The sequence below is a fragment of the Streptomyces sp. NBC_00704 genome, assembly GCF_036226605.1.
GTDB lineage: Bacteria > Actinomycetota > Actinomycetes > Streptomycetales > Streptomycetaceae > Streptomyces.
This window is the reverse complement of sequence record NZ_CP109000.1, coordinates 4,052,754-4,065,749: the sequence shown is the minus strand read 5'-3', so window position 1 is coordinate 4,065,749 and position 12,996 is coordinate 4,052,754. Positions and strand designations below refer to the sequence as shown.

At 69.3% G+C, this 12,996-nt stretch carries 11 protein-coding genes; 6 read left to right on the top strand and 5 right to left on the bottom strand.

Annotated features, from left to right (window positions below; translation table 11 throughout):
• Positions 1-220: 220 nt before the first annotated feature.
• Genes OG802_RS17725 through OG802_RS17715 form a run of 3 tightly spaced genes read right to left on the bottom strand, consistent with a single transcriptional unit; the run spans position 221 to position 2,250 of the window.
• Entirely contained in the window at positions 221-1,378 is a 1,158-nt protein-coding gene (locus OG802_RS17725) for a cystathionine gamma-lyase (RefSeq protein WP_329411664.1), read from the bottom strand.
• Positions 1,375-1,866, bottom strand: a complete 492-nt coding sequence (locus OG802_RS17720; protein ID WP_329411662.1) for a low molecular weight protein-tyrosine-phosphatase — start codon at positions 1,864-1,866, stop codon at positions 1,375-1,377. The genes OG802_RS17725 and OG802_RS17720 overlap by 4 nt, the downstream gene beginning before the upstream one ends.
• A 6-nt stretch (positions 1,867-1,872) precedes the next feature.
• Positions 1,873-2,250: a phage holin family protein gene (locus OG802_RS17715; RefSeq protein WP_329411660.1), complete on the bottom strand. Its 378-nt coding sequence runs from the start codon at positions 2,248-2,250 to the stop codon at positions 1,873-1,875.
• Between the two features lie 58 nt (positions 2,251-2,308).
• On the opposite strand from OG802_RS17715, the gene OG802_RS17710 reads away from it, so the two are divergent.
• The 4 genes from OG802_RS17710 to OG802_RS17695 all read left to right on the top strand — a co-directional run bounded on the left by OG802_RS17710 (position 2,309) and on the right by OG802_RS17695 (position 4,644).
• The gene (locus OG802_RS17710) at positions 2,309-2,626 is read left to right on the top strand and encodes a cupin domain-containing protein (RefSeq protein WP_329417147.1); all 318 of its coding nucleotides are present in this window, start codon (positions 2,309-2,311) and stop codon (positions 2,624-2,626) included.
• 179 nt (positions 2,627-2,805) lie between these two features.
• Positions 2,806-3,018, top strand: a complete 213-nt coding sequence (locus OG802_RS17705; RefSeq protein WP_329411658.1) for a DUF5326 family protein — start codon at positions 2,806-2,808, stop codon at positions 3,016-3,018.
• A 215-nt stretch (positions 3,019-3,233) separates the two neighbouring features.
• Positions 3,234-4,097 carry an IclR family transcriptional regulator gene (locus tag OG802_RS17700; RefSeq protein WP_329411656.1) on the top strand — a complete coding sequence of 288 codons (864 nt, stop codon included), beginning with the start codon at positions 3,234-3,236 and terminating at the stop codon, positions 4,095-4,097.
• Between the two features lie 100 nt (positions 4,098-4,197).
• Complete coding sequence (locus OG802_RS17695; RefSeq protein WP_329411654.1) at positions 4,198-4,644, top strand: SsgA family sporulation/cell division regulator; 447 nt, start codon at positions 4,198-4,200, stop codon at positions 4,642-4,644.
• Between the two features lie 226 nt (positions 4,645-4,870).
• Here OG802_RS17695 and OG802_RS17690 read toward each other — a convergent pair whose 3' ends face one another.
• Positions 4,871-6,427: a YibE/F family protein gene (locus OG802_RS17690; protein ID WP_329411652.1), complete on the bottom strand. Its 1,557-nt coding sequence runs from the start codon at positions 6,425-6,427 to the stop codon at positions 4,871-4,873.
• Positions 6,428-7,325: 898 nt separating this feature from the next.
• On the opposite strand from OG802_RS17690, the gene thiC reads away from it, so the two are divergent.
• Together thiC and OG802_RS17680 are read left to right on the top strand one after the other, a co-directional pair.
• Positions 7,326-9,227 carry a phosphomethylpyrimidine synthase ThiC gene (thiC, locus tag OG802_RS17685; RefSeq protein WP_329411651.1) on the top strand — a complete coding sequence of 634 codons (1,902 nt, stop codon included), beginning with the start codon at positions 7,326-7,328 and terminating at the stop codon, positions 9,225-9,227.
• A gap of 452 nt (positions 9,228-9,679) precedes the next feature.
• Positions 9,680-11,209: a VWA domain-containing protein gene (locus OG802_RS17680; RefSeq protein ID WP_329411649.1), complete on the top strand. Its 1,530-nt coding sequence runs from the start codon at positions 9,680-9,682 to the stop codon at positions 11,207-11,209.
• Positions 11,210-11,839: 630 nt separating this feature from the next.
• Here OG802_RS17680 and OG802_RS17675 read toward each other — a convergent pair.
• Positions 11,840-12,715 carry a hypothetical protein gene (locus OG802_RS17675; RefSeq protein WP_329411647.1) on the bottom strand — a complete coding sequence of 292 codons (876 nt, stop codon included), beginning with the start codon at positions 12,713-12,715 and terminating at the stop codon, positions 11,840-11,842.
• Positions 12,716-12,996: the final 281 nt, after the last annotated feature.

The following is a 12,996-nucleotide window of genomic DNA, read 5'->3' as shown; positions in this document are numbered from 1 at the left end:
CTCCCCCTTCCCGCCTTTCGCCGGGCTCTCGGACAGGATCCAACTATAAATAAGTCGATAGGCCACTGTCGCTACGGTGATTGGACACTGACAGAGAGTCAACTAGCCTTGTGGACGCGGTTCTTCGCGCGCAGAACCGAGGGCGGTCCGAGCCACGAGGGGGGAGGCTCGGACCGCTCTGCGCCGCAGGAGGGGCACCGGCGAGGCGTTCGTCAGCCGGTCACCGACCCGATTCCTCCAGGGCGCGCAGAACGTCCGCCACGAGATCCTCGGGGTCCTCGGCGCCCACGGACAGCCGGATGAACCCCTCCGGCACGGCGTCCCCGCCCCAGCGCCCGCGCCGTTCCGCGGTGGAACGCACTCCCCCGAAGCTCGTCGCCTCGTCGACGAGCCGCAGCGCGTCCAGGAACCGCTCGGCCCGGGCGCGGGTGGCCAGCGTGAAGGAGACCACGCACCCGTAGCGCCGCATCTGCTGCGAGGCCACCTTGTGGGAGGGATCGTCGGGCAGTCCCGGGTATCGCAGGCCGCTCACCTCGGGCCTCGCCCGCAGTGCCTCGGCCAGGGCCAGAGCGGTCGTGTCCTGCCGGTCGACCCGCATCTGCAGGGTGGAGATCGAGCGATGGGCGAGCCAGGCCTCCATCGGCCCCGGAATCGCTCCGATGATCTTTCGCCAGCGCCGGACGGCGGTCATCGGCTCGCCGGCGCGCCCGCAGACGTACCCGAGGAGGATGTCGCCGTGACCGGTGAGCTGCTTGGTGCCGCTGGCCACCGAGAAGTCGGCGCCCAGTTCCAGCGGGCGTTGCCCGAGAGGGGTGGCGAGCGTGTTGTCCACGGCGACCAGTGCGCCCTGCGCGTGCGCCGCCTCGGCGAGCCTGCGGATGTCGCACACGTCGAGACCCGGGTTCGAGGGGGTCTCGATCAACAGCAGCTTCGCACCGTCGAGCACCTCGATCTGGGCGTCCGCGCCGGTCGGAGCGGTGCGCACCTCGATGCCGTACGCCTCCAGCTGGGCGCGGGCCAGCGGCAGCGCCTGGTAGCCGTCGCCCGGCAGCACGACCGCGTCGCCGGCGCGCAGCTGCGAGAAGAGCACCGACGAGATCGCGGCCATGCCGGAGGCGAAGACGAGCGTCTCGACGCCGTCCCGGCCCGGCGCCTCCAGCTCGCCGATGGCGTGCTCCAGATGCGTCCAGGTCGGGTTCTCGTCACGGCCGTAGGTATAGGGGCCCGTGGGCTCTCCCGGCAGGTGGAAGTGCGCCGCGAACACCGGACCGGGGAGGGTGGGCTCGTACTTCACGGGCTCGGGCAGCCCGGCGCGCACCGCGCGCGTGCCGTCGCCGGAGTCCGGAGGAACCCCCTCGTTCGTAGCGGAACCGTTCATGCCACCTGTCCTTCCACGTCCTCACGCACGGCGGCGAGCAGACCGGTGCTCGCCGCCTCCACCATCTCAAGGCATTCCTCGAAGCCCTCACGGCCCCCGTAGTAGGGGTCGGGGACGTCGAGGTCGTCGCCCGCCGCAGGGTCGTACGAACGCAGCAGGCGCACCTTCGCCGCATCCTGCGCGGAGGGCGCGAGGCTGCGCAGCGCCTTGAGGTGCCCGAGGTCCAGGGCGACGATCACGTCGAGGCGGGAGAACCAGGACGCCTCGAAACGCCGGGCCGTGTGGTCGAGCGCGTAGCCGTGCCCCTCGAGGACGTACTGAGCACGCGGGTCGGCCTTCTCGCCCTCGTGCCAGTCGCCCGTGCCGGCGCTGTCGACCTCGACCAGGGCGTCGAGCCCGGCCTCCTCCACCCGCGCGCGGAAGACCGACTCGGCGATCGGCGAGCGGCAGATGTTGCCCGTGCAGACGAAACAGACGCGGTACGCCATCGCCGGTCAGTCCTCGTCGGGCAGCACGACGTTGAGCGCCCAGGAGACGACGGAGATGATCAGGCCGCCGAGAACGGCGGTCCAGAAGCCCTCCACGTGAAAACTCAGGTCGAATTTGTCGGCCAGCCACGAAGTGAGCAGCAGCATCAGGGCGTTGACCACCAGGGTGATCAGACCGAGCGTAAGGATGAACAACGGGAAGGTCAGCACCTTGACGATCGGCTTGACCAGGAAGTTCACCAGGCCGAAGAGGAGGGCGACGACAAGGAGGGTGCCGATCTTCTTGCCCGTGCTGTCACCGGTCAGGGTGATCTTGTCGAGCAGCCAGACGGCGACCGCCAGGGCGCCTGCGTTGGCGATCGTCTTGACTACGAAATTCTTCATGTGTCTGATCGTGGCAGAGAGATCGCCAATGAGCACCGGACGAGAGCGGACAAGGTCGATGAAGGCATTCCGGTTGGATGAACTGGAGGCGGAACGAGCCGCCAACGACGGCGCCTACCTGCAGTTTCTGCGCGAGCGGAACATGTCGGTCGGCCTGTACGCGCTCGAAGCCGGCACTCATGATCCACAGAATCCGCACGCCCAGGACGAGGTGTACTTCGTGGTGAGCGGCCGTGCCTCGATCACCGTCGGCCTGGAGACCACACAGGTGGCCCGCGGGAGCGTGGTGTACGTCCCGGCCGGCGTCGCCCACAAGTTCCATCACATCAGCGAGGACCTGCGGGTCCTGGTGGTGTTCTCGCCGCCCGAGAGCTGACCTCCTCCGCCTTGCCGCCGACCCGCGGCCTCGGGGTTCCCTAAGGGTTCGATCAGGGGAGGACAAGGGGTGCGACGCCCCCGCCGGCCCCTCGTCGGACCTAGCATCGACCCAGGACATCGAATGATCCGGTGCCACAGAGCACCGGAAGTCGATCGAAGAGGATGAGGACCAGGGCCATGCAAGAGATCTTCTCGGGACTGCCGTGGTGGGTGAAGTGGGTCGCGGTGCCGGTCATCGCGCTGGTCGTGTTCGGCGGACTGATAGCCAGCGTCGTCGGCTTCGTGATCGGCCTGCTCTTCAAGCTGCTGGTCTTCGTGGCGCTGGTCGGCGGACTGGTCTACGTCGTGCGGAAGTTCATGTCGAGTTCCTCGTCGCGCAGCGACTGGTGAGGCGCGGGGGCCGGTAGCGGCGCCGAAGGCCGGTGGCGGTAACAGAAAATACCGGTTCCCTCGGCCGGGGGAAGTTTTCCCACAGCCCGTCTGCAAGCGGTGGCAGACGGTTAAAGTCCGGAATTCGACGCGGGGACGACGCCCCGCGAGCGGAGTACGCCCCCTCCCGTGTTCCCCCGCACGGACCGCCCCCTCGCGCTCCGGGAGTGCCCCCCTTGTCCACGGTCGACACCGCAACCGCCACCACGTACGCGCCCCCCACCCCGCAGCGTTCCCTCGCACCTCCGCTCCAGCGGCCGCCCGACCCGGCGGTCCCCGGGCAACCGCACCCGGCGGCCACCCTGATCGGTTCCGTGCAGCGCGCGATGAGGCTGCTGGAAACCGTCGCCGAGCACGAGTTCGGAGCTCCGGCGAAGCAACTGGCCCGCGAGACGGGTCTCGCCCTGCCCACGGCCTACCATCTCCTGCGCACCCTCGTGCACGAGGGCTACCTGCGCCGGGACAAGGGGCTGTTCTTCCTCGGCGAGGCCGCTGAACGGCTCGGCAGCAGTGGAGCCGCGCAGAAACGTCGCAGCACCGTCGCCGACACTCTCGCCCAGTGGCGCGATTCGATCGGTGTCCCCGTGTACTACGCGCGGTACCGGGACGGCGAGATCGAGATCATGTGCGTCTCCGACACCCCGGGCAACCCGGCGGTGGAGGAATGGGCCGACTTCCGCGAGACGGGACACGCGCACGCCATCGGTCAGTGCCTGCTCTCCCAACTGGACGAGGAGGCCCGGCGCGACCACCTGGGCCGCTATCCGGCTCAGTCGATCACCCCGTACACGGTGCGTGACAACCACACGCTGCTGCGGCGCCTGGAGCGGATGCCGCGCATGGAACCGGTCGTCGAACGACAGGAGTACGCGCTCGGCACCGTATGCGCCGCCATTCCGATCACGGTGGGCACCACGGCGGCGACGATGGCGATGTCACTCCCCGTGCATCACGCCGACCGGCTGCACGCCGCGGCCCGGCAACTGCAGAGCGAGGTCGGACGGCTGCTGGGGTCTCTCGCGATCTCTATCAGTATCTGAAAACTCACTCCTTGTGATCTGTTGTGTACGTTCAGCAAGATGCCTGCAGTGTCAGAAGGTTCATTCCCGGCCAATCGACGGCAAATGACGGGGTTAGGCGATGCGCGAGTCCGTGCAGGCAGTACAAGCAGAGGTCATGATGAGTTTCCTCGTCTCCGAGGAGCTCTCGTTCCGCATCCCGGTCGAGCTGGGTTACGAGTCGTGCGATCCCTATGCGGTGCGGCTCACCTTTCACTTGCCCGGTGATGCCCCGGTGACCTGGACCTTCGGTCGGGAGCTGCTCATCGACGGGGTGGGCAGGCCGTGCGGTGAGGGCGACGTCCGCGTCTCGCCCGTCGATCCGGATGTGCTCGGAGAAGTGCTGATCCGGCTTCAGGTCTGCGGAGACCAGGCTGTGTTCCGTTCGTCGGCCGCCCCCTTGGTGGCGTTCCTCGATCGCACCGACAAGCTCGTGCCTCTGGGGCAGGAAGGCGCGCTCGCCGACTTCGACGCGCATCTGGACGAGGCACTGGACCGCATCCTCGCGGAGGAGCAGAGCGCGGGTTGACGGACGGCGACCAGCTGTGGCGTAACGCTTCGTCACAAGGCGGGCATGCGCAGGAACGCTTCTCCAGCAGTGCAGTCGCCCTTCCACCCAGCGGCCCGTTCACTCGTCCGGCCGTCGGCATGTCGGCCCGTCCGTCCTCCGGTCCGCTGGAGGGGCGGACGGGCGCGCGCCCGCTCGCCCTCACGCACAAAGGTCGGGCGCCGACGTCGGACGTCACGAGCGCGGGTCAGCGCTTGCGGCGCCTGCCGCGGCCGCCCCGGCCGGCGGCGAGGCCGGCCGCCGCTCCCACCTGAGCCGTCGGACCAGACGGACCAGACGGACCAGTGGGGCTGGTAGAAGCCGTCGCACCCGCCGGAGCCGCTGCCGGCGCTGTCGCGGCCACCGAATCGGTCCCCGGTCGGTCGGCGGAGACCACGAGGGCGGCCAGCAGCGTGGTGACCGGCACGGAGGCCACGAGGCCGATCGAGCCCACCAGCGTCCGGACGATCTCCTCCGCCACCAACTCGCTGTTGGCGACGCCGCCCACGCTGCTCTGCGCGATCGAGAAGAGCAGCAGCAGCGGCAGGGCGGCGCCGGCGTAGGCGAGGACCAGGGTGTTGACGACCGAAGCGATGTGGTCACGACCGATACGGATGCCCGCCCGGTAGAGCCCTCGTCGGCCCATCGAGGGGTTGGCCTCGTGCAGTTCCCAGACCGCCGACGTCTGAGTGACCGTCACGTCGTCGAGGACGCCGAGTGAGCCGATGATGATGCCGGCGAGCAGCAGGCCGCTCATGTCGATCGACGGGTACAGACCGTGGATCAGGCCCGTGTTGTCGTCCGTGTTGCCGGTCAGCGCCGCCCAGTCGATGAACAGAGAACCGAGAACGCCGATGAGCAGCAGGGAGACCAGGGTGCCGAGTACCGCGACGGAGGTGCGGGCCGACAGCCCGTGACACAGGTAGAGGGCGATCAACATGATGGCGCTCGATCCCACCACCGCCACGACCAACGGGTTCGAGCCCTGAAGGATCGCCGGCAGCACGAAGAAGTTCAGCACCAGGAAGCTGATGGCCAGCGCGACCAGAGCCATCACACCCCGGAGCCGCCCGACGACCACGACGGCGATCGCGAAGATGCCGGCCAGCACGGACATCGGCATGCGGCGGTTCACGTCGGTGACCGAGTACTGCAGGTCCTTCGGCGCGGAGGGCTCGTAGGCGACCACGACCTTCTCGCCCTGCTCCAACTGCCGGGTCTGGTCCGGCTGGACGATCTCGGTGAACGTACGGCCCTTGTCGTCGCCGGTGTCCACCCGGATCGTCGCCTTCTTGCAGGTGCCCTTCGCCTGCTGCTGCGCCGAAGAGCCCTCGGCCGTCGACGTGTCACCCGTCGGAGTGGCGCCCGAGGCGTTCACCGAGGCGCAGCTCACGCTCACGACCTCGGTGACTGTGGCCTGCTGGGTCTGCCGGTCGAAACCGACCCCGGTGCGTTCGTGCGCCGGCGCGCCGCCGGGCCACAGCACCACCAGCCCGGCCAGGACGGCGACGCCGAACGGGATGAGGATGGCCGCGATGACCTTCCGCAGATGCCGGGAGACGGGAGCGGCCGGACCGTGGCTGTGGCTGTGACCATGATTCCCGTGCCCGTGCCCGTGCCCGTGCTCGTGCCCGTGCCCTTCGCCGTGGTCGGGTCGGCGCTCCGCACCGTGCCCGCCCCCGCGTCCAGGTCGGTCACCGACGTCGCTCTCGTGCCCGTCACCCTGCCTGTCCCCGTGCCGGTGTCGCTCGCCGCGGGCTTGCACCTCGCCCGGCCCGAGCTGGTGTTCACCGTGGTGGGCGGGGCCACGTTCGTCGGCGGATCCGGTCCGCTGCGTGGCTCCAGGCCCCGGTCCACGGACGCCGGGCCCCACCCGGTGCCCGCTCTGCGGGTCGAGGCCGAGGCCGAGGCCATGTCCCCGGCCCGGGGCGGAGTCGAAGCCGGCACCAGGACCTGGAACGGGGTGGGAACCGGTTCCGGGTCCGGGACCACGGCCGCGCTCATCTCGCCCGTCGTGACGGGACGGGCCCTCGTGGAGGCCGTTGCCGCCCCCGTCGCTGCCGTATCCGTACGCGTAGCCGCCCTCGTAGCCGTCCCTGCGGCCCTGCGCCGTGCCGGGGTTCCTGCCAGTGCCGGCGTCAGGTCCCTGACCGTCCGGCGTCCGGTCGCGCCTCAGGCCGCCCAGCCCTCCCGCGTACCCCGGTTCCTGGCCGAGCCCCTGCCCCTGAGCCCGCCCGGGGTGGTGAGGCTGCCCAAAGTCGCTATCACTGCCACTGCCGCCGCGGCCGATGTCCCGAGGACTTCTCTGACCGTCCCCGGAGACACCACCAGGGCTGTCGGCTGGACCGTTTCCGGCACCTGGACGACCGTGCGGCTCGGACGGGAGCGGGGGAGGGGGTGGCGTGGTCACCGACCGATCATCGCAAGAACGAGGGGGGCCCTCTGTTCACCGCGCCCGGATTGACGCTAGCGTGGAGGCACTTTTGCACACGCGGGAGCTCGGAGCACCGGGCTGAGAGGGCGCTGACCTCCGTCTTCGCGATGTTTCACGTGGAACGTCCCTCACATCGAGGGATGTTTCACATGAAACGTCGGTGGACGGTAGCCGCTGCGTCGACCGCCGAACCTGTTACCGGGTAATGCCGGCGTAGGGAGTAGGTCTCATGACCAAGAAGGACGCACGCACGCCTGCCTCCGTGCAGAACGCGACCAGCGAGAGCACGGTGGACAAGAGCCCGCTCGACGCGAACGCGCCCACCGAAAGCCCGCTCGACGCGCCTGTGGTCGGCGCGACTGCCGTCGACGGGAGCGACGCGGAGGCCAGGAAGTCCATCGGCTGGCACAAGGGGTATGTCGAGGGCGCTCGCGCCGACCTCCGAGTGCCGGTCCGTCAGGTGCATCTGACCAACGGGAAGTCGGTCACGCTCTACGACACCTCCGGCCCGTACACCGATCCACTCGTCGAGACCGACGTCCGCAGGGGCCTTTCGCCGTTGCGTGAGAGCTGGATCATCGCCCGTGGAGACACCGAGGAGTACGCGGGACGTCCGGTCCGCCCCGAGGACGACGGCATCAAGCACACCTCGCCGCGTGGCGGTCTGCGCAACCTCGACGCCGTCTTCCCCGGTCGGCCCCGGCTCCCGCGCCGCAGCCGGGACGGCAAGGCAGTCACCCAGCTCGCGTATGCGCGGCGGGGGGAGATCACGCCCGAGATGGAGTTCGTGGCCATCCGGGAGAACGTTTCTCCCGAGGTGGTCCGTGAGGAGATCGCTGCCGGCCGTGCCGTGCTGCCGGCCAACGTCAATCACCCGGAGATCGAGCCGATGATCATCGGCAAGAGGTTCCTGGTCAAGGTCAACGCCAACATCGGAAACTCGGCCGTGACGTCCTCCATCGAGGAGGAGGTCGAGAAGATGACCTGGGCTACCCGGTGGGGCGCCGACACGGTCATGGACCTGTCCACGGGGCGCAATATCCACACCACCCGCGAGTGGGTGCTGCGCAACTCCCCCGTTCCCATCGGCACCGTGCCGCTGTACCAGGCGCTGGAGAAGGTCGACGGGCGCGCCGAGGAGCTGACCTGGGAGATCTACAGGGACACGGTCGTGGAGCAGGCCGAACAGGGCGTCGACTACATGACCGTCCACGCAGGCGTGCGTCTCGCGTACGTTCCGCTCACCGCCAACCGCAAGACCGGCATCGTGTCGCGCGGCGGCTCGATCATGGCGGCCTGGTGCCTGGCGCACCACAAAGAGTCTTTCCTGTACGAGAACTTCGAGGAACTCTGCGAAATCCTCGCCGCCTATGACGTCACCTACTCGCTCGGCGACGGCCTGCGACCGGGCTCGATCGCCGACGCCAATGACGAAGCCCAGTTCGCGGAATTGAGGACGCTCGGGGAACTCAACACGATCGCCAAGCGTTTCCATGTACAGACGATGATCGAAGGCCCGGGACACGTCCCGATGCACAAGATCAAGGAGAACATCGACCTTCAGCAGGAGATCTGTGATGAAGCTCCGTTCTATACGCTCGGCCCGCTGACGACGGACGTCGCGCCCGCGTACGACCACATCACCTCAGGCATCGGCGCCGCGATGATCGCGTGGTGGGGCACGGCCATGCTCTGCTATGTCACCCCCAAGGAACACCTGGGGCTGCCCAACCGGGACGACGTCAAGACCGGTGTCATCACCTACAAGATCGCCGCCCACGCGGCAGACCTTGCCAAAGGCCATCCCGGTGCGCAGGAATGGGACGACGCGCTGTCCGACGCGCGTTTCGAATTCCGCTGGGAAGACCAGTTCAATCTCGCTCTCGACCCGGACACGGCAAGGGAGTTCCACGATGAGACGTTGCCGGCAGAGCCCGCGAAGACAGCACATTTCTGCTCGATGTGCGGGCCGAAGTTCTGCTCGATGAAGATCAGCCAGAGCATCAACGAGCGCTTCGGCGGTGGTGCGACCGAAGGCGCTTCGGCGGACGACATCGCCGAGGGGATGTTGCAGAAATCGAAGGAGTTCGCCGCGAGCGGGAATCGGGTGTATCTGCCGCTGGCCGACTGAAAGCCCGTCCCCCGTCGGCGCTGCCCGTCGGGCCTGGCCGTCCGGGCGGCGCCGGTGGGGACTGGCGGGAACTCACGGGAATCGGCGGGAAGTGACGGGGACGGGGGACCGATGGAGGAACCGGTGGGGGCCGGTGGATGGGCGGTCGGGCGCAGGGGCGCCGCAGGGTCCGGCCGGGGGGTGCCGACGGAACTGCGGTTCCGATTCGCCGAGTTCGCCGAGCGCGCCGAGGCCGCCGAATGCGCGGAGATCGTCGGGATGGCCGGCGAGAGGAGGGGGAGAAGCGCCGCCGCGAGGGACGTCGGACGGGCGGCGATCCGAGAGGAGGGGGTCGTGTCCGTTCGGCTGAAGTCGTCCAGCCGGTTGGAGCCCTCGAGCCGGTTGAAGTCTTCCGTTCGATTGGGGTCGTCCGGTCGGTTGAAGTCAGACGGCGACTCGGCACACTTGCCCCCATGACAGCGCGATCCATGAGCAAGGGCGCCAATCTGCCGATCGACTCACCGGATGTCCGGGTCGAACTCAGTTGGGCCGAGGGAGCCGGTGGGCCGGACATCGACGTCTCGGCGCTGCTGCTGACCGACGGCGGGCGGGTCCGGAACGACGGGGACTTCGTCTTCTACAACCAGCCGCTCCACGCGTCCGGCGCCGTGAGACACCTCGGCAAGCGTCGCGAGGCCGGAGTCGTGACGGACGCCGTCCAGGTCGACTTCCGCTCGCTGGAGAGCGCGATCACCCGGGTGGTGCTGTGTGCGTCCGCCGACGGTGGAGCCTTCGGGCAGGTGACCGGCCTGACGCTGCGACTGTTCGGTACCGGCGGCCGGTCCGAGATGGCGCGCTTCGAAATGCAGGCCGATACGGAGACGGCCTTCATCGGCGGCGAGTTGTACCTGCGCGAGGGGCGCTGGAAGTTCCGGGCGATCGGTCAGGGCTACGCCTCCGGACTGGCGGGGCTGGCCACCGACTTCGGCATCACCGTCGACGAGGAGCCGGGGGAGACGAGTGTGGCGGCGGCCTCGCCGGTCCCGCCCGTCCCGTCGAAGCCGCCCGTCGCCCCTGCCGCGTCCGCTGCGTCGGTGCGGCCTGGGCAGTCGGGTCCCGCTCCTGCGGGCCCACCGTCACACGGCGGTCCGGGCCATGCGTCTTCGGTCGGAACCCCTGCGGCACCTCCGCCGGACCGGCCGGGCCAGGCTCCTTCCGGCTCGGCTCCGGGACCTCGTCTGACCAAGGGCGAGGAGCGGCTACCCGTCGACATGCGCAAACGGCTGTCGTTGCGGAAGGAGCAGGTCGCCGTCAGTCTGAGCAAGCGTGGAGCGGCCGGCATCAGCGCGCGCATCCTGCTCGTTCTCGACGCCTCAGGGTCCATGTCGTTCCTGTATTCCAAGGGCGTGGTGGCGGACGTCGTGGAGCGGATGGCAGCGGTGGCGGCGCAACTCGACGACGACGGGGAGATGCAGGCCTGGACGTTCGCCAGTGAGACGGCCCGATTGCCCGACCTGCGGATCGGTGAACTTCCCGAGTGGCTGCGGCTGCATGTGCGAGTGGGTGAGATGAGTCTGTTCCGTCGGTCCAAGAAGCCTCGCAAGGGCATGGAACCGGGGCAGGTCGACATGCGCACGGTCGGTATCCAAAACGAGGAGCAAAAGGCGATCGCGCAGGTCAGAGACTTCGTCCGGGCGCATCCGGCGGATGCTCCGACCCTGGTGCTGTTCTTCTCCGACGGCGGGGTGTACCGCGACGCGGCGATCGAGCGGGAGCTGAGAGCGGCGGTCGAGGAACCCATCTTCTGGCAGTTCGTGGGGCTCGGGCGGTCCAACTACGGGGTGCTGGAGCGGTTCGACACGCTTCCCGGACGGCGCGTCGACAACGTGGGGTTCTTCGCGGTGGACGACATCAGCACCGTCCCTGATCAGGAGCTCTACGACCGACTCCTGTCGGAGTTCCCCGACTGGATCAAGGCGGCGAGCCAGGCGGGCATCCTCTGAGGGTCCCGGTCGGTCTGAGCCGGTTCGGTTGGCCGCGAGCCAGGCGGCACTTCCGGCCCGCCTGGCTCGCCCAGCACGTCCCGCCTGGCACGCCCGGCCCGCCTGGCACGTTCCGCTCGGTCTGTTCAGTGTGGTCCGTTTAGTGCGTCCGGTGCATTCGTCTGGTCGGCCGGTCGGTCGGTGCAGCCGGTCGGTCTTTGGGGTCCGGCCATCTGTCCTGGCCGGAGGGCGCTGGGTAACCGGCTGGTGTCGAGCCGCGTCGAAGAACCCGGGCAGGGCAGCTCGCCGCAACGGGAGACCCAGGCGCCGGCACGACGCAGTCGTCCGTGGGCCGTCCCTTCGGGGCCGGCCGCCCTTGAGGCAGACCGGGCCCTACGGGCCTCGACGCGGCCCGCCCCGCCCCAACCGACCGGGTCCAGGGCGTGGGCGCAGCGCATGGCCTGTCTCGTGATCCCTCCCTGCCCGACCTGCCTACCCGATCCCTTCCTGGCGATCCCTTCCTGCCCGCTCCCTTCCTGACCGGAGCGCTTCCGAGCCTCCGTACCTGGGATGCCTCCTTGGTCCGGTGCGCCGATGTCCCGAACCCTGCCCTGCCCGAGTCCTGCCCGCGTCGAAGTGGCGCGGGGGCGGCTATTCCGGGTGGTGTTCCGGGCCGCCGAACTCGGGGCTGGTGTAGTCAGGGCTGCTGAAGCTCGGCCGGGGGCCGGTCGAGCGTCCGTCGTCGGGGCTGCTGAACCCCGGGCGACCGTAGCCGATCTTCGGGAGGCGGCCGGTGGGAGCGGGAGGGGAGGGTTCGGTGTGCAGGGCGGTCGCCACCCCGGGGTTGGCGAGCGCCTCGCGGAGAAACGGCAGGATGCCGCGTTCCAGCAGGGCTTCACGCCAGGCTTCCCTGGCCTGGGTGACCTCCTCGTTCTGTTCGCCGTACGATGCGGCCTCCAGAGACGGCCGGTTGCGCAGTGCGGTGAGCAGAAGAGCGACGGTGGCGACGAGGATCGCCGCGGCGGCCACGGCTCCGAATGCCCAGCCCGCCGCGATCATGGTCCGGGCGAACGCCTGCTCCGGGGCGAGTGCTCTGAGTGTGTAACCGACGAGCAGGAAGATCACCGCGGCCGTCCCGGCGAGTACGGGAGTCAGGACGGCGGCCACGGCGCCCGCTCCGGCGGCTTCGGCGGCGTGGGTCGCCTCGCCCATGGTGTTGGCCAGGTCCATCGTGGCGACACCGGTTTCGGCGGAGCCTGATTCGGGCACGGTGGCCGCGGTGGACGGCGCGGGGTGGCGCAGTTCCTCGCGGACCTTCACGTAGTGCTGGTACTCGGCCGCCGCGGCCACCGTGATGAGCGCGGAGGCGTTGAGGGCCATGGTGCGCAGTTGCTCGGAGTTGAGCCGCTGTCCGACAGCGGCCAGGTCCGGGTGGTGTGGGGCGGAGCGCAGCGCCTCGTCGAGGATCCGCTCGTACTCCTGGCGGTCCTCGCTGTGCAGGTGCTGCGGAACGCTGTTCATCTGCATCCCCCGATGCTCCGTAGGGCTTGGGGCTCGCATGCCAACGAGCCGTCGGGCAGAAACGGAGGGGAGCCTGCTACGGATAAGCCGATGGTAGAGCGGCGACGGCATGCGGTGACAGGGGGTTTGCCGAAATTGGCCCCCGGTCTGCGGTCTCGCCGGCACCGCCCGGGGCGGGGCTCGACCAGCCCCGGTAACGGCGTTCGGGTGCCACGGGAAGGCGCGCGAAGCGCCGGGGAAGGAAAAGTTCCGGAGGCTCCGGTGATACTCCGGACGGCCGTAGGGAG

Bases quoted from the DNA above. Each gene is read 5' to 3' on its own strand.
- OG802_RS17675 (WP_329411647.1), bottom strand. From the start codon at position 12,715: ATGCAGATGAACAGCGTTCCGCAGCACCTGCACAGCGAGGACCGCCAG.
- OG802_RS17725 (WP_329411664.1), bottom strand. From the start codon at position 1,378: ATGAACGGTTCCGCTACGAACGAGGGGGTTCCTCCGGACTCCGGCGAC.
- OG802_RS17720 (WP_329411662.1), bottom strand. From the start codon at position 1,866: ATGGCGTACCGCGTCTGTTTCGTCTGCACGGGCAACATCTGCCGCTCG.
- thiC (WP_329411651.1), top strand. From the start codon at position 7,326: ATGACCAAGAAGGACGCACGCACGCCTGCCTCCGTGCAGAACGCGACC.
- OG802_RS17715 (WP_329411660.1), bottom strand. From the start codon at position 2,250: ATGAAGAATTTCGTAGTCAAGACGATCGCCAACGCAGGCGCCCTGGCG.
- OG802_RS17710 (WP_329417147.1), top strand. From the start codon at position 2,309: ATGAAGGCATTCCGGTTGGATGAACTGGAGGCGGAACGAGCCGCCAAC.
- OG802_RS17705 (WP_329411658.1), top strand. From the start codon at position 2,806: ATGCAAGAGATCTTCTCGGGACTGCCGTGGTGGGTGAAGTGGGTCGCG.
- OG802_RS17680 (WP_329411649.1), top strand. From the start codon at position 9,680: ATGACAGCGCGATCCATGAGCAAGGGCGCCAATCTGCCGATCGACTCA.
- OG802_RS17695 (WP_329411654.1), top strand. From the start codon at position 4,198: ATGCGCGAGTCCGTGCAGGCAGTACAAGCAGAGGTCATGATGAGTTTC.